Origin of the sequence: Novipirellula caenicola (assembly GCF_039545035.1) — a bacterium.
GTDB lineage: Bacteria > Planctomycetota > Planctomycetia > Pirellulales > Pirellulaceae > Novipirellula > Novipirellula caenicola.
The window spans coordinates 1-26,134 of sequence record NZ_BAABRO010000004.1 but is presented as its reverse complement, the minus strand read 5'-3'; the positions used below and the strand labels follow the sequence as shown (position 1 = coordinate 26,134).

At 56.4% G+C, this 26,134-nt stretch carries 19 protein-coding genes; 15 read left to right on the top strand and 4 right to left on the bottom strand.

The window, feature by feature from the left end; all coding sequences use genetic code 11:
- Positions 1-91 precede the first annotated feature (91 nt).
- Positions 92-2,797: an MGH1-like glycoside hydrolase domain-containing protein gene (locus ABEA92_RS09860; RefSeq protein ID WP_345683663.1), complete on the top strand. Its 2,706-nt coding sequence runs from the start codon at positions 92-94 to the stop codon at positions 2,795-2,797.
- Positions 2,798-3,036: 239 nt separating this feature from the next.
- Here ABEA92_RS09860 and ABEA92_RS09855 read toward each other — a convergent pair whose 3' ends face one another.
- On the bottom strand, positions 3,037-3,465 hold the full coding sequence (locus ABEA92_RS09855) for a secondary thiamine-phosphate synthase enzyme YjbQ (protein ID WP_425572424.1): 429 nt from the start codon (positions 3,463-3,465) through the stop codon (positions 3,037-3,039).
- 493 nt (positions 3,466-3,958) lie between these two features.
- Between ABEA92_RS09855 and ABEA92_RS09850 the strand changes: the two genes are divergently transcribed.
- From ABEA92_RS09850 to ABEA92_RS09840, 3 genes are all read left to right on the top strand, one after another.
- Positions 3,959-4,183 (top strand): hypothetical protein, encoded by a 225-nt coding sequence (locus ABEA92_RS09850; RefSeq protein ID WP_008705212.1) that lies wholly within the window; start codon positions 3,959-3,961, stop codon positions 4,181-4,183.
- Between the two features lie 221 nt (positions 4,184-4,404).
- A complete protein-coding gene (locus tag ABEA92_RS09845; RefSeq protein ID WP_345683661.1) occupies positions 4,405-5,523 on the top strand; it encodes a Gfo/Idh/MocA family protein in 1,119 nt (372 codons plus the stop codon).
- Between the two features lie 290 nt (positions 5,524-5,813).
- Complete coding sequence (locus ABEA92_RS09840) at positions 5,814-6,092, top strand: hypothetical protein (protein ID WP_345683660.1); 279 nt, start codon at positions 5,814-5,816, stop codon at positions 6,090-6,092.
- Positions 6,093-6,419: 327 nt separating this feature from the next.
- Here the strand turns inward: ABEA92_RS09840 and ABEA92_RS09835 are convergent, their stop codons facing one another.
- The gene (locus tag ABEA92_RS09835; protein WP_345683659.1) at positions 6,420-6,764 is read right to left on the bottom strand and encodes a LapA family protein; all 345 of its coding nucleotides are present in this window, start codon (positions 6,762-6,764) and stop codon (positions 6,420-6,422) included.
- A 303-nt stretch (positions 6,765-7,067) separates the two neighbouring features.
- Here ABEA92_RS09835 and ABEA92_RS09830 point away from each other — a divergent pair, with 303 nt between their 5' ends.
- The 4 genes from ABEA92_RS09830 (at position 7,068) to ABEA92_RS09815 (ending at position 13,198) form a co-directional block, all read left to right on the top strand.
- Positions 7,068-8,321 (top strand): ImuA family protein, encoded by a 1,254-nt coding sequence (locus ABEA92_RS09830; RefSeq protein WP_345683658.1) that lies wholly within the window; start codon positions 7,068-7,070, stop codon positions 8,319-8,321.
- Positions 8,236-10,002, top strand: coding sequence for a Y-family DNA polymerase (locus ABEA92_RS09825; RefSeq protein WP_345683657.1), 1,767 nt, complete (start codon positions 8,236-8,238; stop codon positions 10,000-10,002). The genes ABEA92_RS09830 and ABEA92_RS09825 overlap by 86 nt, the downstream gene beginning before the upstream one ends.
- A gap of 478 nt (positions 10,003-10,480) precedes the next feature.
- Positions 10,481-11,092 (top strand): LemA family protein, encoded by a 612-nt coding sequence (locus ABEA92_RS09820; RefSeq protein ID WP_345683656.1) that lies wholly within the window; start codon positions 10,481-10,483, stop codon positions 11,090-11,092.
- Between the two features lie 36 nt (positions 11,093-11,128).
- Positions 11,129-13,198 carry a M48 family metalloprotease gene (locus ABEA92_RS09815; RefSeq protein WP_345683655.1) on the top strand — a complete coding sequence of 690 codons (2,070 nt, stop codon included), beginning with the start codon at positions 11,129-11,131 and terminating at the stop codon, positions 13,196-13,198.
- Positions 13,199-13,377: 179 nt separating this feature from the next.
- Here ABEA92_RS09815 and ABEA92_RS31365 read toward each other — a convergent pair whose 3' ends face one another.
- Positions 13,378-13,629, bottom strand: a complete 252-nt coding sequence (locus tag ABEA92_RS31365; RefSeq protein ID WP_425572418.1) for a PF20097 family protein — start codon at positions 13,627-13,629, stop codon at positions 13,378-13,380.
- Entirely contained in the window at positions 13,626-13,805 is a 180-nt protein-coding gene (locus ABEA92_RS09810; RefSeq protein WP_345683654.1) for a hypothetical protein, read from the bottom strand. Before ABEA92_RS09810 ends, ABEA92_RS31365 begins: the two co-directional genes overlap by 4 nt.
- A 447-nt stretch (positions 13,806-14,252) precedes the next feature.
- On the opposite strand from ABEA92_RS09810, the gene ABEA92_RS09805 reads away from it, so the two are divergent.
- From ABEA92_RS09805 to pnp, 7 genes are all read left to right on the top strand, one after another.
- On the top strand, positions 14,253-15,371 hold the full coding sequence (locus tag ABEA92_RS09805) for a CPBP family glutamic-type intramembrane protease (RefSeq protein WP_345683653.1): 1,119 nt from the start codon (positions 14,253-14,255) through the stop codon (positions 15,369-15,371).
- Between the two features lie 75 nt (positions 15,372-15,446).
- Positions 15,447-18,476 (top strand): VWA domain-containing protein, encoded by a 3,030-nt coding sequence (locus ABEA92_RS09800; RefSeq protein WP_345683652.1) that lies wholly within the window; start codon positions 15,447-15,449, stop codon positions 18,474-18,476.
- 361 nt (positions 18,477-18,837) lie between these two features.
- Positions 18,838-20,340 (top strand): aldehyde dehydrogenase family protein, encoded by a 1,503-nt coding sequence (locus tag ABEA92_RS09795; RefSeq protein WP_345683651.1) that lies wholly within the window; start codon positions 18,838-18,840, stop codon positions 20,338-20,340.
- Positions 20,341-20,443: 103 nt separating this feature from the next.
- On the top strand, positions 20,444-20,917 hold the full coding sequence (locus tag ABEA92_RS09790; protein ID WP_345683650.1) for a hypothetical protein: 474 nt from the start codon (positions 20,444-20,446) through the stop codon (positions 20,915-20,917).
- A gap of 231 nt (positions 20,918-21,148) precedes the next feature.
- Complete coding sequence (locus tag ABEA92_RS09785) at positions 21,149-22,558, top strand: NAD(P)/FAD-dependent oxidoreductase (protein WP_345683649.1); 1,410 nt, start codon at positions 21,149-21,151, stop codon at positions 22,556-22,558.
- A 427-nt stretch (positions 22,559-22,985) separates the two neighbouring features.
- Complete coding sequence (gene rpsO, locus ABEA92_RS09780) at positions 22,986-23,255, top strand: 30S ribosomal protein S15 (protein WP_008691447.1); 270 nt, start codon at positions 22,986-22,988, stop codon at positions 23,253-23,255.
- A gap of 326 nt (positions 23,256-23,581) precedes the next feature.
- Positions 23,582-25,837: a polyribonucleotide nucleotidyltransferase gene (pnp, locus tag ABEA92_RS09775; protein ID WP_345683648.1), complete on the top strand. Its 2,256-nt coding sequence runs from the start codon at positions 23,582-23,584 to the stop codon at positions 25,835-25,837.
- Positions 25,838-26,134 lie beyond the last annotated feature (297 nt).

Here is a 26,134-nt window from a genome sequence, read left to right as displayed (position 1 = left end):
AAGGAGTCGACAGAACAATCTCTCCCCACTCCCACCCTCCTTGTCTTCCAACTTCCAACTCACTCCTCCCTCCTCACTCCTGGGACTTGCCATGACTGCCGAAGACGAACGCTTGACCCAGTCCCGACGTCGCGAGCAGAACTGGCATCGTTGGGGGCCGTATCTATCCGAGCGGCAATGGGGAACGGTTCGCGAGGATTACAGCGAAGGTGGCGACGCGACGTGGAGCTACTTTCCTCACGATCATGCTCGCAGTCGCGCCTATCGTTGGGGCGAAGACGGGCTGCTGGGAGTCTGCGATCGGCAATGCCGATTGTGCTTCTCCGTCGGCTTGTGGAACGGACGCGATCCGATTCTCAAAGAACGCTTGTTCGGCGTGACCGGCCCCGAGGGCAATCATGGCGAAGACGTCAAAGAGTGCTATTACTATCTCGATAGCACGCCGACACACAGCTACATGAAGGCGCTGTACAAGTACCCGCAAAGTCGGTTTCCATACGAGGAATTGGTGGACGTTTCGCGGGCACGCAGTCGTATGGAGGATGAATACGAGCTGACCGATACCGCTGCCTTTGCCGATTCGCGTTACTTTGACGTGGTGGCCGAATACGCCAAGAACGATCCCAACGATCTGTTGATTCGTTTGACGATTACCAATCGGGGACCGCAAGCCGCCGTGCTGCACGCGCTGCCGCAACTCTTTTTTCGCAATACATGGACGTGGCAGTGTACCGACGAAGGCTGTACGACACGTCCGTCGATGCGGTTGTCCGGCAACGTGGTGCAAACCCATCACGAATCGCTCGATCAATTTTGGTTCGCGTGTGATGCGATGGATGACTCGGGCGATTGGGGGTGGTTATTCACCGACAATGAAACCAACAAAGTTCGCCATCCTCATCTGCCCAGCGAAAGTGAGTTCTACAAAGACGCGTTCAATGACTTTGTCATTCTCGGCGATACCTCGGCGGTGAATCCAGACCAACGCGGCACCAAGGTCGGCGCGTACGGGTTGTTGATGTTGCCGGCCGGAGGATCGCGAGAGATCCGATTGCGGTTGGCTCATGTGGATTCGCCGATCATCAAAGTCACCGCTGGGGGCGACGCCAAGGTGTTTTCCCAAGTGGCGTTTGATGATTCGTTTGACGCGTGTTTCCAAGATCGCATTGACGAAGCGGATGAGTTTTACGCCTCGCGTATCCCTGCGGCCTTGAGCAGCGACCGTAAATTGATCATGCGGCAATCGTACGCCGGATTGCTATGGACAAAGCAGTTCTATCACTACGTCGTCAACACTTGGTTGGACGGCGATCCGAACGGAGTGAAAGCGACCGAGGTGCGAAAGCTGGGACGCAACAGCGATTGGCGTCATCTGTTCAATCGCGACGTGATCTCGATGCCCGACAAATGGGAATACCCGTGGTATGCCGCGTGGGACTTGGCCTTTCATATGGTGCCGATGGCACACTTGGATAACCACTTTGCCAAAGAACAGATGATTCTGTTTTTGCGTGAGTGGTACATGCATCCGAGTGGCCAAATTCCGGCTTACGAATGGCAGCTCGGCGACGTCAATCCGCCCGTACACGCCTGGGGCGTTTGGCAGGTCTACAAGGCATCCGGCCCGCCCCGAAAACGGGACAAGGAATTCTTGGCGCGGGCGTTTCAGAAATTGTTGATCAACTTCACGTGGTGGGTGAATCGCAAAGACCCGCGAGGCAAAAATATCTTTGCCGGTGGATTTTTAGGACTCGATAACATCGGAGTCTTTGACCGCAGCAAACCGCTGCCACAAGGACATCTCGAACAAGCCGATGGTACCGCGTGGATGGCATTTTATTGCGGCACGATGCTGCGGATGGCCATCGAATTGGCCGAGGATGAAATCGCATACGGCGACATGGCTAGCAAGTTCTTTGAACACTATGTCGCGATCGCCGAAGCGATGAACTCGATGGACGGCAGCGGACTTTGGGATGACGACGATGGTTTCTACTACGACCATCTGTACGTCGATGGCAAATCGATTCCGATTCGCGTTCGCTCGCTCGTCGGATTGCTGCCGCTCATGACCGGCGTGATCCTCGAAGAACCCATCATCGAGAAACTGCCGGGATTCAAACGCCGTATGCTGTGGTTCCTGCGTAATCGCAATGACCTCAGCCAACACATGACGTACATGGAACGCGAGGATGCCAATCTGGGAACCCCTTGCAATCGGCTGCTTGCGATTCCATCGAGCGATCGATTTCGCCATTTGATCTCGGTGATGCTGGATGAAAAGGAATTTTTATCGCCGTTTGGGATTCGCAGTCTGTCCGCCGCCCATCGCGATCAGCCGTTTGTCTTTGATTTCGGTGGCCAGCATCACGAAGTCCGTTATTTGCCTGGCGAAAGCGACAGCGGCATGTTTGGCGGGAACAGCAATTGGCGAGGCCCGATCTGGTTCCCTACGAACTTCTTGCTGATCCAAGCACTCAAGCGTTACTACGTCTTCTACGGTGATGATTTTAAGGTCGAATGCCCGACCGGCAGCGGCGTGATGATGACGTTGATGGAGGTCGCTCGTGAATTGGAACGGCGTCTGATCTCGATTTTCGAAGTGGACGAAAACGGGGCGCGACCATCGCATGGCAAGGTTCACCAATACGCGGACGATCCCGCCTGGAAAGACCTTGTGCTGTTCTACGAGTACTTTCACGCCGACGAAGGAACAGGTTTAGGTGCCAGCCACCAAACCGGATGGACCGCGCTGATCGCCACGATCCTCCGAAGCCACGGCGCCGCAGCGCACTGATGTCCCTGACGCTCCGCGATCATTGCGTTGAATCGCGTGTTCGATTCCCATGGTTCGAGGGCCCGATGCGATGCGAGCTTCTTTCGTAACGCAGTGAAGCATTTTTTGTAGCTACCTTCGCCAGAAGGTGGTGATTCGCATTTGGGCGGCAGTCATCCACACGCTGGCCGAGCGTGGCTACAAAACACCATGGTCGTAGGTTGCCGCCTCGAAATGATTCGATGCCGCCCCTCTTTCGGCTACCCGGTTTCGCCCATTGCGGTAATCACCACGTTGCGACCACCGGCGTGGTCACGGTGCTCGCACAAATAGATGCCCTGCCAAGTGCCAAGTTGCAGCCGTCCATCGGCAATCGGGATCATCACACTTGCCCCCATCATCGAAGCTTTCACGTGAGCCGGCATGTCATCCGGCCCTTCGATCGTATGGATGTACGGCAGCGATTCAGGCACGGCGTGGTTCATCGCCGTTTCAAAATCGACGCGGACATCTGGGTCGGCGTTCTCGTTGATCGTCAGCGACGCGCTCGTGTGTTGGATGAACACTTGCATCCACCCGATGTGCATGGAGCTTAGCTCGGGTACCGCCTGGGTGACTCTGTCGGTGATTAAGTGAAAGCCTCGGCTCATGGCGGGAAGCCGCAGTTTTTTTTGAATCCACATGGTGATCTCTTAGCGAGTGCAAAGGGCAACGAGAAATGTCGAGAACTGAAAATATATTTTCTGATTTTTTTTGCTTGAAAAAAACAAGCGAAAGCAGCTTGGGGGACTACATGGCCCCAAATGAACGTCCTGCATGCCATTGAGGGATGAGAAAACGCCAGTCAAGGATGAAGTCGCCTTCGTGCCGGGGCAAAGTGAGAGTATGCCCCCTTGACAAAACAGCGTCGTTGCATGGGGGGTGTTGCTTGGTCCATTGGGCTGAGGTGAGTTTTGCGGTAATAACGAAAGGGATGGGCACCGTCGCAGTCGCTTCACTGGGCGAGTTCATGCAGGCTGCTTTCATAGTTAACACAATTTTCTTGACACTGAGGTAATCGCGTCAATAATCTCCTCGTGCAACAGCTGTAGCCATTTGGATTCACGGCCGAATCAGACAACGAATTAGATAGCGGAACATTTGTAGGAATAGATGTTCTGCTCATGGAGTAGAAAACGAACAATGAGTCATTGCAAGAACGTATTTGAAGCCATCTTGCGTTATGGGCACGACGAAGACTTCGTCCCGAACAAGGACGACAATTTTGAACCGACCGACGCTCCTGCTGGCAGCCAAGAAAAAATCGAAGTGCTGCGAAAACGCGTCGAGCTAGGTCAACCCCTTTGGCACACCACCGACCGCGTCGATTACAGCGGTTTGACCGGTGCGATCCGCCCCCGCGAGTAAGATTCAACGCAAGTAAGATTTTTGTGGGCTCCCCCGCAAACCAAACAAGCTGAAAAGCGACCCAGATACCCTCGCCAGGAAGTGTTCCTGGCGAGGGTATTTTTTTGTCGGCTCATCTTGGTAATGTATTTTGTCAGACGACGGGGCCGTGCGTTTCGAGCGGATCAAACGTAATATGGCCGCTCAATGGCTACAAAGACACGACTAACGAGACGGGCTAGATGACCGATTCAATCTGTAGATGGGGTTTCTTAGGAGCAGCTGGGATTGCTCGAAAGAATTGGAAAGCAATTCGCCTTAGCGGCAATGGACGCGTCGCCGCGGTCGCCAGCCGGTCGCTCGAGCGGGCTCAGACGTTTATCGACGAGTGCTCGGCCGAAACGCCGCAAATCGAAGCGGTCACCGCGATGGGCTCTTACGATGAACTGATCCAAAGCGATCAGATTGACGCGGTCTACATTCCGCTGCCCACCGGGATTCGCAAGGATTGGGTGGTCGCGGCGGCCGAGGCGGGCAAGCACGTGTTGTGCGAAAAGCCGGTTGGCGTCAACACGCAGCAAGTTCGCCAGATGATCGATGCATGTCGTGCCTCGGGCGTCCAGTTCATGGACGGGGTGATGTTCGATCACAGTCGACGAATCGAAGACGTCGCGGCAACGCTGCACGACGAGAAATTGCTCGGCAAGCTGCGACGCATCAACACCCATTTTTCGTTCTGCAGCGACGAATCGTTCGAGGCATCGAATATTCGAGCCAATTACGAGCTCGAACCCCATGGCTGTCTCGGCGACCTCGGTTGGTACTGTATCCGCTTCATTTTGTGGGCGTCCAAGCTGCAGATGCCCACGCGTTTGTCGGCGCGGACGATCACCTCGATCGGCAATGCACAGGGCGAGCATCAAGTGCCGGGTGAGTTTTCTGCCGAATTGGAATTCCCCGAGGGATTGTCGGCCGCGTTTTACTGTTCGTTTTTGACCAGCAATCAGCAAACCGCCATCGTCTCGGGAGAAAAAGGGCATTTGACGATCGACGATTTTGTCTTGCCGTTCTATGACTCGCGGACCCACTGGGCGACCCACGACCACCAGCTCGAGATCGACAATTGCCGCTGGAATTTCAAGCGACGAACCTCGCCACGGTCCAACGACGAATACGCGTCGGGCGAACCCGTGGCCCCCGAAGTCGAAATGGTTCGCCGTTTTGCCAGCTATGTGAACGAGAACTCGATCCAGTCGCATTATCCTGAATTGACGCTGAAAACCCAGCTGATTCTCGATGCGTGTCGACGCAGTGCCGTTGCCGGCGGCGATTGGGTCGACGTCGAAGCGGTGGACGGCTGAGCCGGACGCAGCGAGTTTGACGTAGCAAGCCGGACGTAGCGAAAACGAGCCAACAGTTTCGCTGCCGCAGAATCGTCGGCGTGAATCCTCTGTCACGCGAGTGACGTTTTTCTTTGGCCGCTCATGCTGAGCGGCGTTTTTGCCCCGAAAAAGCCTCTTTGAAGAAATTTGAAATTTCTTTTCCGAGGCGTGACCAGACGTGTCATTAGGGTCGCGAAGAATGGTTTTAGTTGAGTGATTGATCACTCGGCGCTTACCTGATTCGCTTCTTTCGCACAGGAATCTGTCCGATGACCCAACTGATGCTTTTCGATAGTCCTGTCGTCACCAGTCCCATCGCCAGCCGTTCAGCAGTCGCGGTGGCTTCACCCGCCGTGGTGGCTCCCAAGGCGGTCCAGTCGTCAGCGGTTCGCCGATCCGAGCGTCCTGGAACCACGGCCGCGGCAGCGAAGGGCAACGAGGCTAAAGCAGGGCTGAATCACATGGGCGATTTGGCTCGTCTGGTCCTGATGCGATACGACCTTGTCGCTGCCCGCCGTGCCGCCCGCGCCGCACGTCTGCCCCGCTAAGCGAAAGTCACTTTTTGATGTAGCTACCGTCGCCAGACGGTGGAGCCCGTTTGATGTAGCTACCGTCGCCAAGACGGTGGAGTCCGTTTGATGTAGCCACCGTCGCCAAGACGGTGGACCACGTTCAGGCGAACGTCGCTACGGATTGAATCTTGGGCCTGCAATGCTGGAGATGGACGATGCAAAGACTCGCTTCGACGACATCGCTGGAAGCTTATTCCGTATGACAGGCTGGAAGCCTATCCCACATGACAGGCTGGAAGCTTATTTCACATGACAGGCTGGAAGCCTATCCCACATGACATCGCTGGAAGCCTATCCCACATTTTACTTCTTCGCGTCGGCACGATCCGGGGCCAGAGCGTCGGCCCGCTCTGGCTTCGGAGCCGGCGGTGCGTTTTTAGAGGTGGGGGCGGCAGGTGCAGCCGCCCCCCCTTTGGCTGCCGACTTGGCATTTGTCTTCTTACCCTTTTTCGGTCGCAACATTCCGTACGTCAGCATCGCGCCAAATACAAAACCGACGCCTACCGCCGTCAAAATCAACAGCAAGAGGGAAACTTCGCCATGGAAGAACAGCACGTTCACTTCTTCGTTTCGATTGTTCTGAAACGCGATCACCAACGCGATCACGATTCCCAACAACAACAAAATCCAGCGTATTTTCTGCATCATCAGACACTCTCTCGTCGATCTTTCTTAAAAGACGCTTTCCAGTAATCCCTGCTAATGCTAGCATTTAGGATGCGTCTGTCGTTTTGCGGGTGGCAAGGATTCGGTGTGCGAAGGGTTTCCGCCACTCAAGCCTAGGCTTCTCGGTGGGGAAAATCTAGCAACCTTTCCCACGGCGAGCCCTTCTCTCAAGACGACCGACGATCAGTCCCCGTCACTTGTGGGCAAGTCACTTGTGGCCCCGTCACTTGTGGGTGGGGGACGTTTTGTTGTTTCCATTCTCCAATGGTCCAAAGGACACTCCTCGTGCCCCAACAAACCTTTGAATTCATGGAAACCGCTGCCGCTTCGGAGGCCTCGCAGGCTGCCCCGACCTCGCGTTTGCAGCCCGCAACGTCTTCGTCAAAACGTCATTCCGGTAACCCAACGAAGCTGTCGAGCAACCCAGCAAAGTTGTCGGGCAACCCAGCGAAGCAACCTACAGCGACGATCGGTGCGTCGCCGCTGCTGTTTCCGCTGGAGCCCTACGTTCGCTCGGCCAACAAACGTCCCAACCCGCTCGCGCTGCATGCCCACCTCGCCGTCGGGGCGAGTGTCTCCAAGCTGGTCCCCAACGAAGCGTCGTTGCAAGATTCCAGCAAAGCGACACAAGATTCCAGCGAAGCTAGGCAAAATTCCAGCAACGCGGCTCCGTTACCCAGTGATCGCCAAGCGGTTTTGCAAAAATTGCGTCTGCAAGCGAACTGCTTGGACGTTTCGCCCGCCAGCGAATCGAATCCTGCCCCGGTTCTGGCGGGGCAGCGGCAAACTTTCTCGACCGGATCGTCCGCGATCGACCACACGTTGCTTCGCGGTGGGCTGCGGCAAGATGCGATTTCCGAATGGATCGCCGATGCCGAAGGTTGCGGTGCGGCGGCGCTTTCGATGATCGTGGCCGCCAATGCGCTGCGTGATCACGACCGGCACGCGGGGGAATCGAACAGCCCGATTGTGATCGTCGATCCACGTAACACTTTTTATCCACCGGCAGCAATTGCGTTGGGCATTCCTGCCGACCGCATGGTCTTGGTACAACCTCGTTGTGCTGCCGATACGGTGTGGGCGATTGACCAATCGCTGCGATGCGAAGCGGTCGCGGCCGTATGGGCCACGATCGATACGCGGCTGGACGATCGTGATGCTCGGCGTTTTCAATTGGCAGCCGAACAGGGACGCACGCCCGGCTTTTTTGTTCGCCCGGTGCGAGAACGCGGGAAACCGAGTTTCGCCGAAGTTCGCTTGCATGTTAAAAAGGGAACCGGTCGGTCGTGGCCGGACCCAGGAATCCTCAATCACAGCACGCCACTGCAAGTCACGCTGGATCGGGCGCGTGGCGGTCCGCTGGGGAAAAGCGTCTGGATTCAAATCGATGACCAGGCGCGGCTAATCGAAGTCACGGCTCCACACGAAGTGGCAGTACCGCAAGAGACAAGACATGAAACGGCTGCTGTGCATCTGGCTTCCCAACTGGCCCATCCAAAGCGTGCGGCTTCGCGAAGCCGCCAACACCGAGCCGGCTAAGGACCCCAACGTCCCAGATCGCTCCGCGATCAAAACGTCCAATGTCGTTGATCGCTCCGCGATCACAACGAACGCTCCCACGCTGTTGTGGGCTGACGATCCTCGTCGCGGACGCATCGTCGTCGCCTGTTGCCCTCGCGCATCGATGTTGGGCGTCCGCATTGCGATGCCATTGGTCGAGACGACGCCGCTGTTGCAGTGCCGCGAATCGCCCGCTGCAAAGACTTCGCCCGCCACCGTCGCTGCCGACATCCGGCCCCACGATCCGTTCATCGATCGTGAAATGCTCAAACAGCTCAGCTACCAAATTCAACAATCGATCACCCCCCGAGTCGCGATCGAAACACTCGACGATCATCCTTGGGCCGGTTTCCCGCGTCATCAACCCGAATCGTTGTTGTGTGATATCACCGGAGTCGAGCATTTATTTGGTGATGAGCACGGGCTGATCGCCGCCGTTCAAAATTTGCTGGCTTGTCACTTCGACGTCCCGCTACATGCCCGGATCGCGATCGCTCCGAACTTGGCTGCCGCGTGGGCGATCGCTCATTTTGGCCAACGTGATGCCCAGACCACCGACGAACCGACGGCCGCGATTGCATCGTTTCCAATCGAATCGCTGCGGTTGGCTCGCGAAACCACAATGACCTTGCACCGGCTTGGGGTCGAGCGGGTTGACCAATTGTTGCGGCTGCCGCGTGGCGGTTTAGCCACACGGCTAGGCAAACCGCTGGTCCAGCGGATCAGTCAAGCGATTGGTGAAATCGACGAGCCGCTGGTCACCGACCTTGCCCCGGACGAATTGACGTATTCACACGAACTGGAGTACCCGACACGCGATTTGCCAATTCTGCTTCACCGCATGGAGGGGCTTTTGCAGCAAGCCAAGGCCGGGTTAGCTAAACGCAAACTCGGAGCCCTGCGTTTGCTTTGCAATCTCGATTTCTCAAAGCCTCCTTCCAAGCACATCGAGATCGGCTTGTTTGCTCCTAGCCAAGATGTCAAGCATCTCGGTTCGCTGGTGGCAATGCGATTCGAGAATTTGTCACTGCGGCACGACGTGACTCGATTGAGTTTGTCAGTCGCACTGACCGGACCCTTGCGTAGTGTGCAAGCGTCGCTATTGAGTGATGGGCCGGTGGATTCGCACGCCTTGGGCGGAACAGCGGTTTCGCGGTTTGTCGACAAACTGAGTGGCCGACTCGGACGCGATGCGGTGTTACGGGTAAAACTGAATGACGATCCGTTGCCCGAGAACGCTCATCTAACTCTGCCGATGACCGGCCAACCTGTCAAATCACGTCGCGTCTCGAAGCGTTCACGAAACTCATCGCCATCATCGCTTGCGAATTCGTATCCCACCGAATCGCGTCATCGCACGCCATCGCCCGAGCACGCAATGCGTCGACCGCTGACGATCCTCGACCCACCTCAACCGCTCTCGCCGGTCGTTCCGATGGCATCCACGCAAGTTCCCGAGTCGTTTCGGCTGCGTGGCCGTGAGACTCAGGTGGTGGGCTATTGGGGCCCCGAGCGAATCGAGACTCGTTGGTGGAGCGGCCCTGCGATCCGCCGCGACTATTACCGCGTTGAAACCGACTGTGGCACATGGTGGTGGATCTACCGCGACATCTCTTCGGGGGATCAACCGCAATGGTTCCTGCACGGGCAATTCACGTAGCACCGAAGGCGTCATAAGAATCGCTGGCGGCATTTTCCGTCGTGGACGAGGCAACGAGTCCTTACGTCCTAAACCGTCGTGCCGATTTTTAGTTTGCCGTCGCATCCACTTGCTTCCCCTTCCCGCTTGCGTGGGCAGGGTCGGAAATCGAGCCTTCAGCGAGATTTCCGTGAAGGGCTCGCCGCGTATCGCTTTGAGTCTATCTTCTGACCACGTCCGCGTGTGCGATTCCCTCCACGGGTTCGCGTCCGCACAATCCGAACAACCGAACCAGCACCCCGAATCGCAACATTTTTGCGGACCGAGCTCGCCTTTTTAAAAAGCTTCACGCCCCAATCCTGTGGGCTTGGAACCTAGGCTTTCGCATCAGGCTCGCGGAAAGAATGGCTTTGTCGAGCTCTGTATTGCTGCCGGAAAACGCTATCCGGCAATTGAGCTTCACCCATCACTTCAAGTCATCACACCCCGAGTTCTTGTTATGATCAATGCTGTTGTTATCGGTCTTGCCGCAGGTTTGCTGTTTGCCGTCGCGATCTTTGTTGCCCGTATTTACAACGTCTTGCTGGCTTCGTTCGAAGAAACGCGAAACAGTTTTGCCCAAATCGAAGTCCAGCTGAAACGTCGCTACGATCTGATCCCTTCGTTGGTCGAGGCAGCCCGAGCCTACTTGACGCATGAGCGTGAAACGCTCGAAGCGGTGATCGAGGCTCGCCAACAAGCGTCTTCGAAACTGAGCGGACTACAAAACAACCTGACGGATTCGGGGGCGGTCAAATCGTGGGCGGCATCCGAAGGGGCGCTGGGAAGTGCGATGGGACGTTTGTCGATGGTGATCGAAGCCTATCCCGAACTAAAGGCGAATGAATCGATCGCTCAATTGACCGAAGAGCTGACCAGCACCGAAAATCGGATCTCATACGCTCGCCAATTGTACAACGACTTGGCGACTCGCTTTAACATCCGCCGGCAAACGTTCCCCACGGTCGCGTTTTCATCAATGATTGGCTTTTCCGAGAATGTGGAACTGTTGCAATTTGACGATCAAGTCGAGATCCAACGCGTGCCTAAATTCGAACTCGTTAGCGCGTAATAAGAAATTGGGTGTTGCCCAGGGGAGAGCGAAGCGATGTTTGATTTTCGATCGCGACAAACCCGCGCGCGTCGTAGCAGTTCACGGTTTTATGTGTTGGTGTTGTTGACGCAAGGCTTGACTGCTATCGCAACCGGCGTCGCGGTGGGCTATTTGTTGATGTTTCCGGTGGTTTATTTGGCCGCGGTCGCGGATGCTGACAAGCACCCGTCGGAGTCAATCTATCAGTCCACCAAAACCTTTCCGGCATCAAGAAGTCTGCGACGACAACGTCACAGCCATGATTCGCTGAAGCGGTTTGTCCATGCGTTTGAGGAACCCGGGACGCCCGACACTCGCTGTATCGATCCGCAGGTCGTGTTGTGGTACACGACGTTGTTTGGGATTTCGATTAGCTATGTCGGGATCCTAGCAGCAACGTTTTACGAGCGACGACAGATTGTCGACGGTGGCGGATGGGCGATCGGATTGGCGCTGGGCGGACGACACATCGATCAGCCTCGCGCCGCCGACGAACGAAAATTAATTAACGTGGTCGAAGAGTTGGCGATCGCATTTGCCACGACGCCACCCGCCGTGGTCCTGTTGGACCATGAACCCGGAATCAATGTGTTCGCCGCAGGGCTGGAACCTGACGACAGCATCCTGTGTGTCACCGCTGGGGCGATCAAGCATCTGCCTCGCGAAGAATTGCAAGGCGTGATTGCCCACGAATTTAGTCATTTGACGCAGGGCGACACGCGACTAGGCACTCAATTGACCACGATCCTGTACGGACTCAATTCAGTGCGTCTGTTTGCCGAATGGATCTTTCGCATCGGCTATGAAACCACGGAATCCCATGAAAAGGGAGCCTCGTGGGGATACGTGTGGATGTTGGTCGGGATGGTGATTTGGCCGTTCGGATTGGCCGGAGCGTTTGCTGCTGCGATGTTGACGCTTGCGATCACCCGTTCTCGCGAAGCATTAGCGGATGCCGAAGCGGTCCAAAAGACTCGCAATCCTGCCGCAATGGCCAAGGCGCTGCGGCGTATCGTCGGACACCCGCAGCGTGGTCAACTGCTGCATCCGCAAACCACAATCGTCGCGCCGATGTTGTTTGTCGATTACCACAATAAACCGGTGTGGTACGCCACGCATCCGTCGATCGAAGCTCGTTTGTTCGCACTCGACCCGTTGGGCGATGCGACGCCGATCTATAGCGAATCGGTTACCAAACGACGCCGCGAAGACCATGCCCCGACGATGCTCGAGGCGATGGACTTGCTGTTTGCAGATACCTCGGGCCATGCCGCCGCAAACGAACCTTGGACGCCAAGTTCCTCGCCGTTGGTGGCCGATTCCATTAGCCCCGATTTCGTCAGCCCCGATTCCGTCAGCCCCGATTTCGTCAGCCCCGATTCCGTTGGAACCGATGCGATTGAAAGTACTGCCGCGGTCGCCACGCTGGCTCAACCCGTGGCTGTCATCTCGTCATTGGTCCGTCCGGAAACGTTTGCGATTTCGCTTCCGTTGTTGATCGGTCTCGATCCGGCGGATCTGGCGACACCATGTGATCCCGCATGGTTGGCAACGCTTTGCGAAGCCGACACCGAGACTCGGACGCGGTGGCTGACCCAGCTTTGCAGTGAAGTTAGAACCATGTCGGCACAGCAGCGCGAGCAGCTGCGTTTGACAGCAGAGCAGTGTCGTGGCCGATTGGATGATCACGACTGGATGCGTCACGCGATGCTGTGGATGGTCACGCGAGCGACGGAGTCAAGCCAAGCCGAAGCCAAACCGACGAACGTCCCGCCGCACGAAGTGGCCGGATATTCGCGAATCATTTTGTCGGTGCTCTGTGGATGTGATGGCGACGATGGCATGGCGGATTACGAGTTCATGCGAGGTTGGTCGCAGCTGCAATTTGCGGATGCACCACGTTTACCCGTGGCCGAATTACGCTGGGACGACTTCGAGTACGCGGTGCAACGGATGTCGCAGGCGGCACCGCATCACGTCGAGTCGTTATTGGTCGCGATCGCTAGCGTCGTCTCTGGCGACGGCCGAGTCAGCGCTGAGGAGTCCGCGATCATCGCGATGATTCGTACCGCACTGCCGTCGTGAAAACGTCTAATTTCATCGGCTCTGCCCCGTGGCAATCGGATCGGCGGGCATGTCATGCGATCATTGCCATTGCGAAAGGCTCAGGCATCGGCATTGGTGACTGGCAACTTCAAAGGATGTCTACAACACTGACTGCAGTGAAGCCCGCGAGTTTGAATCACGAATAAGCCAGTGATACATCATTCGGTCTTACCGTGCGGTTGAATCGTGATGCTTTCACATTCGGGACAGCGATACGCGGGCCGCAGCGATCGGGATTCGTTGAACACGTAAGAATGAATGACGGTTTTGCCAGGCGAGGGACGCCAGAATTTCAGATCAGGCTTGGACTTTTGCCAGACCAGTCCACCAGCAAAAATGTGCGCAACCCAGGCGTAGCCGGATTCCATTGGAACGGAGCAGAACGGGCAATTGACGCTAGGGGCACTCACGGTCGTCGCTCGTCAAGTGAAAAGGGGGGCACGTCACCGCCGTCAACAAAGCGAGTGACTCTGCGAATGTGAAATTGTACCAACATGAACGCACGTTGCCAAAGAGCGACGCTGATCCCGAAGGAACGAGCATCGACTTCAATGATTGGGGTGAAGTTGCTAACTTCAGCGTTCATCCCTGTACTCTGGCCCTTGGTCAAGTAACTCATGACACTCTTGATCGTGCCCACGTTCTAAATCCCGTCATCGCACGTGCTGCTGGCCCGAATGACAAGCAGCTCCGATTAACCAGCGGCCCGAATGATTGGTAGCCCAAATGATTGGTGGCCTGAGCGACACGCGAAGAAGATGAAGAAGTAAAAGTGGATTCCGATGAGGGCAAACGACCCGTTTTCACCTGATCATCGGCCAATGCACTTTATTCGATCGTCTGTTTCGGGGGCATGATTGCGATCATTTCGTTGGCGACCGCCAATCGCGACGTGAATGCCCGGCGACAATACCCGGCGACCGGTTTCTCGCGTACACTACGGGCTCGCCCAAAGCCTATCACGCCCATCGGCTGCCGCTGCGATTTCGCAACGCTGCCGTTTTCCGCGTGCGATCTCTAGGAATGTTTCACCATGGATCCTCGTCCGCCTGAAGACGATCAATCACAACGCTACCCATCGGACGTCGATCCGAGGCCGAATCCGGAATCACCGCAGGACCCTGCCGCGTTCGACTCGCCCGCCATCAACCCGAGTTCTCTCCACTCGCCCACGTTCGGCTCGCAACCGATCGAGTCGTCCAACCCGTATGCAAACGCGGCACCACCGGGATCGCATCCTCTGTCCACGGTGGATGAGCTTGCTCCGTTGCCGCACAGTTCGATCGACTTGTCTCCCGAGCGTTTCCGCTGGTGGACCGCCATTGCCGTCGTAGCTGCCTCGCTTGGCGTTTTTTTGTTCGTCAGCATGTTGACCTCGGTGCTGGCGTTTCTAATCGTCCACGGCGGTTTCAACCCCAAATTGGTGTCGGACCCCAATGCGCTGGGCGACGTGATGAAATCGCGAGTCGGGATCGTGATGATCATATTGATTCCGCAATTGGCCATGATCGTGCCATCGCTGATCGCAGCGTTGCTGTCACCGGTGGAAACACGCAAGCGGTTGTCGTTGGTTCGCGGTCGCTGGCCCGTTTGGGTTTGGTTCGCGGCGGCATCGGCCACGCCATTGGTGGGGCTGATTTCGTCGCTGGTCGTCGGCGGATTTATGGAAGAGAGCGAGAGTTTGAAGGTGATGAGCGAGGCGTTTCGTTTCCATGGCCAAAATGGTTTTTTGATTCCGATTGCCTTGTTGATCGGAGCGACTCCGGCGCTGTGTGAAGAAATCCTGTTTCGTGGTTACGTGCAAACGCGATTGGCTAAATCGTTCGGTCCAACCGCTGGCATTTTTGTTTCCTCGTTTCTGTTTGCCGCCTTCCACATGGACTTTGTCCACGTCATCGCGGTTTTTCCGCTGGGCGTCTATCTGGGGTTTCTGTCTTGGAAAAGCAGGTCACTGTTTCCCGCCATGCTGGCTCACTTTGTCAACAACGTGATCAGCGTCGTGGCGGTCTGTTTCGCACCGGCCGACAAGACCGATGTGCTGGGGATGCCCAGCATCGCAATCTCGGTTTTCATCCTGGGATTTGGTATAGTGGGCATTGCCTCCGTCGTTTTTGCTTCGGTTTATTACCGGGATCCGGAAACGGTTGCATAGCGTGGCGACGGAATGGCGTTGCTACGGATGACGGGGCTGGAAGCCTATCCCACACCTTTGGTTGATAATCTGCTCATGATGCTGCCCACGCGAATCGGTTTTGACCAACCCGGCTACCTGTGGTTGCTGCTGTTCCTGCCGCTGTTGTGGTGGTACGGGTATCGGTCGTTGGCAGCACTGGGGCGGTTCCGCCGTGGTTTTGCCCTGCTGTTTCGCACCGTCGTTTGGACCGGCATCGTGTTCGCGCTGGCTGGAGTGCAATGGGTGTGGGTCAGCGATCGCGTGACGGTCATGTATTTATTGGACCAAAGCGAGAGCATTCCGCGAGTCAAACGCCAAGTGATGCTCGACTACGTGATCCGCAATGTTCGACGTCATCGAGACGGCACTCGCGAAGACCGCGCGGGGATCGTCGTGTTTGGACGCGACGCGTCGATCGAGATCCCACCGTTTGACGATGACATTCCTCCGCTGCGTCGACTCGAAAGTCTGCGTGATCGCACCGATGCGACAAATTTGGAATCGGCATTGAATCTGGCCCAGGCCTCGATGCCCGAAGATACCTCGCGGCGCATTGTGATTGTTACCGATGGCAACGAGAACATCGGGCAAGCTCGCAAATTGGCGGCGCGTGCGGCGCAAGCGGGGATCGGAATCGATGTCGTTCCGGTGATCATCGATACCAAGAGCGAAGTGTTGGTCGAAAAAATCGACTTGCCGGACAACATCCGCAAAGGGCAACCGTTCGAGGCGCGGATCGTCGTCAGCAATTATTCCGAGGCGGGAAGCGGCGAACCGGTCGAAGGAAAATTGCGAGTCAAACAGCGTGTCGGTGGCCAAGAATCGTTGCTGTTAGAGCAATCGGTGACACTCGATGACGGAAAGAACGTCTTCCCGCTTCGCCATCAAATCGAACAACCCGCTGGCTACACCTACGAAGCCGAATTTGTTCCCGACGCGGCTGACGACGATGGCATCCGCCAAAACAATAGTGCGACGGCGTACACCTACGTTCGGGGCAAAGGACGAGTGTTGTTAATCGAAGACAAGTCGCACCTCGGCGACTTTGGTTTGATGATCGATGCGTTGCGAGACGCGAACATCGAAGTGGTCCAGCAACCGAGTGACGAATTGTTTGGTTCACTAGCCGAGTTGCAGGCGTATGACGCGGTGATCTTGGCAGGCGTCCCGCGAGCCTCGGGGGACAGTAGCGAACAGATTTCGTCGTTCACGGACGAGCAAATCGATATGCTTGTTCGCAACACTCAGCAACTCGGTGCTGGGTTGTTGATGATCGGCGGTCCCGAGGCCTTCGGCGCTGGCGGTTGGTCGGGCACCGAATTGGAAAAGGCAATGCCGGTCGATTTCAAGATCAAGAACACCAAAATCCAAGCCGTCGGCGCGTTGGCGTGCATCATGCACGCTAGCGAGATGGCCGAAGGCAACCATTGGCAAAAAGTGATCGCGCGAGCGGCTGTCGAGCAATTGGGACCAGCCGACTACGCCGGCGTTTTACACTGGACCGTTTCGGGCGATGCGTGGCTGTGGGGCGGGCGTAATGGATTGCTCGAAGTGGGGCCAAACCGCAAGGCGATGTTGACTGCGATCGGGCGAATGACGCCCGGCGATATGCCACAATTTGACCCCGCGATGCGGATGGCCGTCGCCGGTTTGACTCGCACCCCCGCTTCGACCAAGCACTGCATTATCATCAGCGATGGTGACCCGAGCGATCCCTCGCCAGGCACGATCAACTCGTTCAAAACCAATAACATCACGATCAGTACCGTGGCGGTCGCGTCGCATGGTTTGACCGAGAGTGCGCGGTTGCGAAAGATCGCGCAAGACACTGGAGGCAAGTACTATCAAGCCGCTAGCGGTAAAGCGCTGCCGCGAATCTTTCAGCGTGAAGCACGTCGCGTGTCGCGGCCGTTGGTTTACGAGCCGCCTGGGGGGGCGAACCCGCAAGTCATTTTCCCCCACGCGATGCTCGAAGGAGTCGATCGGGTGCTGCCAAATATCAATGGCTTTGTTTTGACACAGACCAAAGACAGCCCGCTGGCTCAAGTCTTGATTCAATCGCCGAAACCCGATTCACCCGAGAATGCGACGGTGTTGGCGGTGTGGACCTACGGATTGGGGCGGACCGCAGTGATGACCACCGATGCGGGCGCCCGCTGGGCCGCCGATTGGACCGAGTGGCCAGGCTATGACAAGTTTTATGCTCAATTGGTCCGCTGGTTGATGCGGCCCACCGGCGATACAGGAAAGTTTTCAATCGCGACGCAGGTCCGCGACGGCGAGGTCCAAGTGGTGGTCAACGCGTTGGATCAAGACGATTCGTTTTTGAATTTTCTGGATATGAATGCCTCCGCACTCGATCCGAGTTTGAAACCCGTTCCGCTGCGAATGCGACAAACTGCACCGGGGCGTTACGTGGGGTCGTTTCCAGCCGACGAAACCGGCAGCTATTTCGTCAATGTGGTCCCAGGGCCAGGGATGTCACCGCTGACCACCGGGGTGACGGTGCCTTACAGCGACGAATTTCGTGTGCGTGAAACCAATCGAGCACTAATGGAATCGCTGGCAGCGCTGAAACCACGCGGTGGCGAACCAGGCGAGGTGACACCGCCGCTGGAAAATCAGCTCAGTGAATCGCTCGTCGATACCAACGCGTTTCGAGGTGGTTTGGCTTTGGCGAGAAGTTTTCGCGACGTGTGGCCCTGGTTCGTGTTAGCGAGTTGCGGATTGTTTCTCGGTGACGTCTTCGTTCGCCGAGTGGCGATTAATTTTGATTGGATCGGCCGAACGGTCGCTCGCATGCGTGGACAAAAACAAGATCGCGACGCAAGCGTGGCCGCGCGGCTCGACGCGTTACAGAAAAGCAAAGAGTCGCTTGGCGATTCGCTTGAGCGGCGTCGGGCAAGCGTGCGGTTCGAACCGACCGAAGCCGAGGGGACTCCCGTCGACACGTCCACGATCAGCGGCCCTCGCAGCGAAACCAAACCGATCGCCGAACCCAAACCCGAATCGTCTGGGCCCAGTTACACTGAGCGTTTGCTGGAAGCCAAGCGACGTGCAAAGAAGGACAAGGGCGAGTCGTAGTTCCGGCATGCCAATCGAGCCGCCTCCCCCTAAACCCGCGTTTTGGGGAGGTGAAGCTTTGTGGGCTGGAATGCGTCGGTAGCGGGGGGGGCCGGCGGGGAAGGGAAGCCTGAGTCCGGAGCTAAAACACTTGCCATACGTTCATGCTTGGCATTCAATAGAAGTAGAGAATGCTTTGATTGTGTAGAAAGCACGATTGGACGGTGCTTTGTTCGGAGCAAGCGAAATTCGCGAAGTGTTTCGCTTGCACGCTAGACTTCGCGGCGGCCTCTGCGGTTTCCGCGATCGTCGGTTCCCGAAAAATAAATGATGTCCCCATCCCCACGTCTGCAATTCGATACCCAATTCGAAGGAGTGTCCGATGTCTGTCGCAACCAATTCCCCCGTCCCCGAGTCGCTGCAGCCGTTTCTGAGTTCGCCCAAGAAAATGTTGATTGGCGGCAAATGGGTTGATGCCCAAAGCGGCAAGACATTCGAGGTTTTTGATCCGGCCAGCGACCAAGTGATCGCAGAAGTGGCCGAAGGCGAAGCGGCGGATGTGGAATTGGCAGTCGCCGCTGCCCGAAAAGCTTTCGACCAAGGTCCGTGGTCCAGGATGAGCGGATCCGAGCGTTCGCGTTTGATCTGGCGAATCGCGGAACTGATCGAAGAACACGCCGACGAACTAGCGCAGATTGAAACGCTCGACAACGGCAAACCGTTCGCCGTGGCCAAGGCGGCGGATGTCGCATTGGCGGCCGACATGTTTCGTTACATGGCCGGTTGGGCCACCAAGATCGAAGGCAACACGATCCCGATTCATTTGCCGTACGCTCCCGATGCCGAGTTTCATGCGTTCACATTGCGAGAGCCTGTCGGGGTGGTCGGCCAGATCATTCCTTGGAACTTTCCGCTGTTGATGGCCGCTTGGAAATTGGCGCCCGCGTTGACGACCGGTTGCACTGTAATTCTAAAACCAGCCGAACAGACCCCGTTGTCGGCACTGCGATTGGGCGAATTGATTCTTCAAGCGGGAGTGCCCGATGGCGTTGTCAATATCGTCACGGGTTTTGGTGAAACGGCCGGAGCGGCGATCGCATCCCACGAACAAATCGACAAGGTCGCCTTCACCGGGTCGACCGAGGTCGGCAAGTTGATCATCAATGCGGCCACCGGCAACTTGAAACGCGTCAGCCTCGAACTTGGCGGCAAGAGTCCCAATGTGATCTATGACGACGCCGATCTTGATTCTGCGATCGCCGGGGCCGCCGATGCCATCTTCTTTAACCAAGGCGAGGTTTGTAGCGCCGGGTCGAGATTGTTTGTGCAAAAGGGGGTCTACGACGAAGTGGTCGCCGGGGTCAGCGAGATTGCCAAAAACTTGAAAGTCGGTAGCGGCTTTGATGCTTCGACCCAAATGGGGCCGTTGGTTTCGCGTGAGCAATTTGATCGCGTCACCGGATATCTGAAAGCCGGGGTGGCCGAAGGAGCCGAGGCGGCGGCGGGTGGTTCGGCGCTGGATCGACCCGGCTACTTCGTGCAACCGACCGTGCTGAAAAACGCATCCGAGGACATGTCGGTGGTGCGTGAAGAGATTTTTGGACCCGTGGTGGCCGCAATGCCATTTGGTGATGAAAGCGAGCTTGTGAATCAAGCCAACAATACCGCTTACGGGTTGGCGGCAGGCATTTGGACGCGTGACATTTCCAAGGCACATCGGTTTGCCAAAGCGGTCAAAGCCGGTTCGGTGTGGATTAACTGCTACAGCGTGTTCGATGCGGCACTGCCCTTTGGCGGTTACAAACAGTCGGGTTGGGGCCGTGAGATGGGGCATGCGGTTTTGGAAAACTACCTGCAAACCAAATCCGTTTGCGTCAGTTTGTAAGCCGTTGCCTGATACGCAGCGATCGCGGCATCAAACTTGCACTGTTGATTCGAGTACGACTTCGATGGTCGACTTTTGACACGAAAAGCAACTCGAAGGTGCAATGATGAATGACGCATTTGTGAAATCTCAGTGGCAAATTCTTTGTGACGATCTGCGGCGGTGTGCCGATGCGATCGCGGTGTCCGAAGCGGATGCGAAAGAGTTTGCTCGCCAATCCGAGACCTTTGCCAATCAAGAGCCGCCCGAGCGTTATCCCGACCTGCTGAAAAGGACCGCCGAGGCTGCCGAGTTGGCGGTGCAGTGGCAACAGCGACGCGACGACCAATTGGCGGCTGGCAATGACTCGGCCCAAAATAAGCAGGCCCGCGATCAGGTGTCTCGCAGTGAACCGGCCCGTGATGCGACCGCCCGCGATGCGACCGCCCGTGATGCGACCGCCCGTGATGAGGTGTCGCGTTTCGGCACCGCCGACGAACGGGCGACCCATGAGCACGAGGAAGCGATGATCGACGAGGCGAGTGACGAAAGTTTTCCCGCCAGCGATCCGCCCTCATTCAGCCACGCTCACGCGTAACTCCGATCGCCAAACGGTAATCCACGACTATGGTTCGGTGATGTTATCGAGGGGGGATTTGTGTTGTCGTGTCGGATGTCCCCTGCAACGGTCGGTGATCTCCCTTTAGCGTCGGATGACGGGATGGCAGTGGGATCAGCCGCTTGCCGGATCGCAAATCGCCCCTCCCCTCTAATCTCGTCGTCCGTATCATGAAGGAGTCGAGACCGAACTGAAACGTTGGAAAATGGGATGAATGAATCGTTGAAGCATGTGGTGATTATCGGAGGCGGGTTCGCCGGTTTGAATGCGGCCAAAGCATTAGGCCGAGACAAACGGGTGTCGGTCACGTTGATTGACCGCCGTAACCATCATCTGTTTCAGCCGCTGCTGTATCAGGTCGCGATGGCGGGTCTCAGCCCTGCGGATATCGCCGCCCCCCTGCGGAGCATTTTGTCGAAAGAAACGAATGTTCGCGTGCTGTGTGGCCGTGTCGATTCGATCCAACTTGACGAACGGACGGTCAGTGCGACGTTTGGCAAGGTCAGCTACGATTATTTGCTGGTCGCATGTGGGGCTCAGCACAGTTATTTCGGGCACAACGAGTGGGAAGCGAATGCCCCCGGACTCAAGACGCTCGAGCAGGCCACCGAGATTCGCCGCCGCGTTTTGGAAGCGTTTGAAAAGGCGGAATTGACCAAGGATTTGGATGAACGTCGCAAACAGTTGACGTTTGTCGTGGTGGGAGCCGGGCCGACGGGAGTCGAGTTGGCTGGTGCGATTGGTGAAATGAGTCGTTTTACGTTGGCTCGCGATTTCCGCAACGTCGACTCCAAGCTGGCTCGCATTATCTTGATCGAAGCTGGGCCGCGAATCCTGCCGATGTTCTCGGAAAAATTGTCCAGCCGAGCGATGCGGGATCTCGAGTCGCTTGGGGTTCAAACTTGGACCGACAGCCGGGTGACCCGAATTGACGAAAACGGAGTCGATGTGTCGGGCGACCGCATCAACGCCGCGACCGTGTTATGGGCTGCCGGGGTGCAAGCGTCCGAGATCGGCAACCAAGATGGGTTCGAGCGGGATCGTCAGGGACGAATTCGCGTGCAAAAGGATCTCTCGGTCGCCGAACATCCCGAAGTCTTTGTCGCGGGCGACTTGTGTAGTTTTACGGACGAAAACGAGCGACCTTTGCCTGGGATCGCCCCAGTGGCAATGCAGCAAGGACGCCACTTTGCCAAAGTGATCCGCTGCGAATTGGACCAAAAGCCACGGCCCGAGTTTCATTACGTCGACAAAGGGCAGATGGCCACGATCGGCCGCAGTCGTGCGATCGCCGAAGTGGGCAAGTACCGCTTGACCGGATTTCCCGCTTGGTTGGCATGGCTGGTGGTCCACATCTATTTCTTGACCGGTTTCCGGAATCGGTTGTTCGTGATCCTTAGTTGGACTTGGTCGTTCATCTCGTTCCGCCGCGGGGCGAGGTTGATTTTAGAGAAGCATTGGCGGTTCTATGGCAAAGATTCGTCTGCGCAGGACGATTCCCCCAAAATGAGCGGGATTGGTCCTGTGGAAACGATGCCAGTGGGCGTTCGTCCGCCGGAATCCAACGCCGAAAACGCGAACGCTCCCGCACAGGCCGCTCCCTCTAAATCGGCTCGCTAAAGTACCGAAACGGCGAATCCAAACCGCGAACTGCGTTGCGGAGTGACGCTAGCGGATACCGATCTCGCTAGCAAATAAGCACGCTTTCGTTGGCGGAAACGCCATCAGATTGGTTATTTGCATCAGAATGATGAGAGCTGCCGCCGTTTTTGTTGGGGATTTTCCGAGTCTTTCGCCGAGACGAAAAAGAAGTGGATCGGACGGCGATTGAATAGGCCCGACGATCGATAGTGGTTCTGCATCCCGCAAAATGGGAAATCAGTGGTTTCTTTTCTTGACGAGACGCCGATTTGGCGTTGCGTGTTTGGCGCGGACCGCTAAACTACCCCGCTTGTAGAAACTGCTGGTAAATTGTCGAAGTCTGCAAGAAAAGACTGTACAAAACAAACGTAACAAACGTACTGAAACGAAGCGAAAAGTAATACGAATGACGATTTCGAAAGAACGTAAGTCCGAAGTCATTAAGGAACACGGAAAAGCCAGCGATGACACTGGTTCGCCGGAAGTTCAAATTGCGATCCTGACCGAGCGTATTAATGGTTTGACGGAGCACATGCGAACCCATCGCAAGGATTACGCTTCACGGCGTGGGTTGTTGGGATTGGTAAGTCGCCGTCGGCGTTTGCTGGATTACGTGCGAGGCGAGGACCCGCAGCGGTACCTCGATATCATCGGTAAGTTGGGCATCCGTAAATAGCCCACAGAGACGCCGCATTGGTGCGATGGTTGGCAAACAACTCAGCTCGCCCTCTGGTGGCGAGCCGAGATTCTTTTCTCTCTTTTTCGCGCTCCGTGCGGTGGACGGCGGTAGCGCCGTGCGCTGACCGAGATGGGGGTTTGCCTGGGCCAACGGCTAGACTGCCTGCCCTCACCCCCTCTCTTTCTAACCCGGCAAGCCGCACCCTTTTGTTTGAATCGCTCTACTCCATTGTTACAGGAGTCCCGTTGATGGGAGCCGCAAGCGCGGTTTCGAGCGATCTCTTGTTGTTGTAATTGAATGTAGGTGGAAGGAAGGTTTCCAAAGTGACTGTGAATAAAATTAGAGTTGAAAAGAAGATCGGACACAGCGTGTTGTCGTTCGAGACCGGCCAATTAGCGAAGCAGGCTGCCGGTAGTGTGATGGTTCAGTATGGCGAGACTTCGGTGCTGGTTGCGGCCGCATCGAGCGACCCGCGGCCGGGTTTGGATTTCTTTCCCCTGATGTGTGATTACCGCGAGCGTTTGGCTGCGGCTGGTAAATTTCCTGGTGGTTTTCTGAAGCGAGAAGGCCGTCCGAGCACCAAAGAAACTCTGAGTGCTCGTTTGATGGATCGCCCGATCCGTCCGCTATGGCCCGCAGGTTACAAAGACGAAGTTCAAGTGCAGGCGTTTGTTGTCGCCAGCGACATGCAGAACGATGGTGACGTGTTGGCGATGAATGGTGCCGCGGTTGCACTGCACATCAGCGAACTGCCGTTCCAAGGCCCCGTGGCTTCGGTTCGTGTCGGTAAAGTGGACGGCAAACTTGTTGCCTTCCCAACGTTCGAAGATCTTGAGTCGAGCGAATTGGACATGATCGTCAGCGGGTCACGCGACAAGGTTGCGATGATCGAAGGTTTCGCTAACGAAATGGCCGAAGACGACATGATGGAAGCAATTAATTTTGCCCATGATGTGATTCGCGAAATCATCGAGTTGCAAGACGAGCTGTACAAGAAGGTCAATCCGAAGAAGAAAGAGTACGTCGCGCCAGAAGACGACGGATTGTTCCAACGACTCAACGACGCCTACTACGACGATTTCCGCGCTGCTCAACAAACCTCGGGCAAGCAAGATCGCGCCGAAGCGGTTCGCAATCTGCGTGACCGTGCAATGAGCGAAGTCATTCCTGATCCCAACGCCGACGGCGCCATCTGTGTCAATCGCTTCAAATCGGTTTGGCACGACTTGGAAGAAAAAGTCGTTCGCGATTTGATTCTCGCCGGCACGCGACCTGACGGACGTGACAACAACAGTCTCCGTCAGATCTACTGTGAAACCGACCTGTTGCCTCGCGTTCACGGATCGGCATTGTTCCAACGTGGCGAAACACAAGCGTTGATCACCATCACGCTGGGAACCGCTCGCGACGAACAACGTGTGGATGGTTTGCAAGAAGAGTACAGCAAGAAGTTCATGCTGGACTACAACTTCCCATCGTTCTCGGTTGGCGAATGCCGCCCGATTCGTGGCCCTGGACGTCGCGAAATCGGTCACGGATGTTTGGCAGAGCGAAGTGTTGCCCCGGTATTGCCCGCGGCCGAAGACTTCCCCTACACGATCCGCGTGATCAGCGACATTCTGGAATCCAACGGCAGCAGCTCGATGGCTTCGGTTTGTGGTGCAACGCTCGGCTTGATGGCCGCCGGTGTTCCGATTAGTAACCCTGTTGCGGGTATTTCGGTGGGCTTGGTGCAAAGCTCGCCTGACAATTGGGTCCTGTTGACCGACATCCTCGGTACCGAAGATCACTTCGGCGACATGGACTTCAAGATCGCGGGAACCCAAAACGGGATCACCGGTATCCAGCTCGATTTGAAGGTCACCGGTATCGGCGATGACGTCATCCGAGCGACGTTGAAGCAATCTCGCGAAGCTCGTATCGAGATCCTTCGCAAAATGTTGACGACGATCCAACGTCCTCGTCGCGAGATTTCGCCTACCGCGCCTCGTTTGCTTCGCACCAAGATCGCTCCCGACAAGATCGGTGCTCTGATCGGACCTGGCGGAAAGAATATCCGCAGCATCCAAGAAACCACCGGATGTGTGATCGAAGTGGACGACGATGGAACCGTTTTGGTCGCCAGTTCGAACAAAGAATCGGCTGCCGAAGCGATGCGTCAAGTCGAAGCATGCACGGCGACCGTCCAGATCGGCAAGATCTACGACGGCGTGGTTAGCAGCATCAAGGACTTCGGTGCATTCGTCGAAATCTTGCCCGGACGTGACGGACTGTGTCACATCAGCGAAATCAGCACCGGTTACATCAGCAGCATCGACAAGGTCGTTGCGGTTGGCGATCCAATGAAGGTGTTGGTCATCGATGTCGATGAGCATGACCGCGTCAAGCTGAGCCGACGCCGTGCGTTGGAAGAGCTAGGTGAGGAAGATGAATTGGCATCGGCCGTCGAAGGCGATGAGGACGATCGTGGCGGTGATGACCGTGGCGGCAGCGACGAAGATCGCCCACGTCGACGTCGTGGCGGAAGCGGCGGTGGTGGCCGCGGACGCAGCGGTGGCGGTGGCGGCGGACGTCGCTAAGAATCACCCTGGATTGACGTGACGATCATCGCATCGTCACGGATCCATCGTCTTGTTCAGTGCACATCAGCATGCGGCTTGGAATCAGCCGCATGCTGTTTTTTTTTTGATGTTGCGCGTTTGCATTTAGGGGCAAAGCCCCGGAAGTTTACCTAGCCCAGCCCAACGGGCTTGTCTTTACCCACGAATTTCATCCTTGATTTGACCGGTTAGTTTCATCGCGTCAAGAAGCGACTGCATTTTTCGATAGCCACGCCAGATCGTTTGCCAGCCTGGTTCGCCGTCGCTTTTGCGACC

Bases quoted from the DNA above. Each gene is read 5' to 3' on its own strand.
- rpsO (WP_008691447.1), top strand. From the start codon at position 22,986: ATGACGATTTCGAAAGAACGTAAGTCCGAAGTCATTAAGGAACACGGA.
- ABEA92_RS09860 (WP_345683663.1), top strand. From the start codon at position 92: ATGACTGCCGAAGACGAACGCTTGACCCAGTCCCGACGTCGCGAGCAG.
- ABEA92_RS09840 (WP_345683660.1), top strand. From the start codon at position 5,814: ATGACCCAACTGATGCTTTTCGATAGTCCTGTCGTCACCAGTCCCATC.
- ABEA92_RS09800 (WP_345683652.1), top strand. From the start codon at position 15,447: ATGATGCTGCCCACGCGAATCGGTTTTGACCAACCCGGCTACCTGTGG.
- ABEA92_RS09805 (WP_345683653.1), top strand. From the start codon at position 14,253: ATGGATCCTCGTCCGCCTGAAGACGATCAATCACAACGCTACCCATCG.
- ABEA92_RS09820 (WP_345683656.1), top strand. From the start codon at position 10,481: ATGATCAATGCTGTTGTTATCGGTCTTGCCGCAGGTTTGCTGTTTGCC.
- ABEA92_RS09850 (WP_008705212.1), top strand. From the start codon at position 3,959: ATGAGTCATTGCAAGAACGTATTTGAAGCCATCTTGCGTTATGGGCAC.
- ABEA92_RS09790 (WP_345683650.1), top strand. From the start codon at position 20,444: ATGATGAATGACGCATTTGTGAAATCTCAGTGGCAAATTCTTTGTGAC.
- ABEA92_RS09825 (WP_345683657.1), top strand. From the start codon at position 8,236: ATGAAACGGCTGCTGTGCATCTGGCTTCCCAACTGGCCCATCCAAAGC.
- ABEA92_RS09810 (WP_345683654.1), bottom strand. From the start codon at position 13,805: ATGAACGCTGAAGTTAGCAACTTCACCCCAATCATTGAAGTCGATGCT.
- ABEA92_RS09835 (WP_345683659.1), bottom strand. From the start codon at position 6,764: ATGATGCAGAAAATACGCTGGATTTTGTTGTTGTTGGGAATCGTGATC.
- ABEA92_RS09845 (WP_345683661.1), top strand. From the start codon at position 4,405: ATGACCGATTCAATCTGTAGATGGGGTTTCTTAGGAGCAGCTGGGATT.
- ABEA92_RS09785 (WP_345683649.1), top strand. From the start codon at position 21,149: ATGAATGAATCGTTGAAGCATGTGGTGATTATCGGAGGCGGGTTCGCC.
- ABEA92_RS09815 (WP_345683655.1), top strand. From the start codon at position 11,129: ATGTTTGATTTTCGATCGCGACAAACCCGCGCGCGTCGTAGCAGTTCA.
- ABEA92_RS09795 (WP_345683651.1), top strand. From the start codon at position 18,838: ATGTCTGTCGCAACCAATTCCCCCGTCCCCGAGTCGCTGCAGCCGTTT.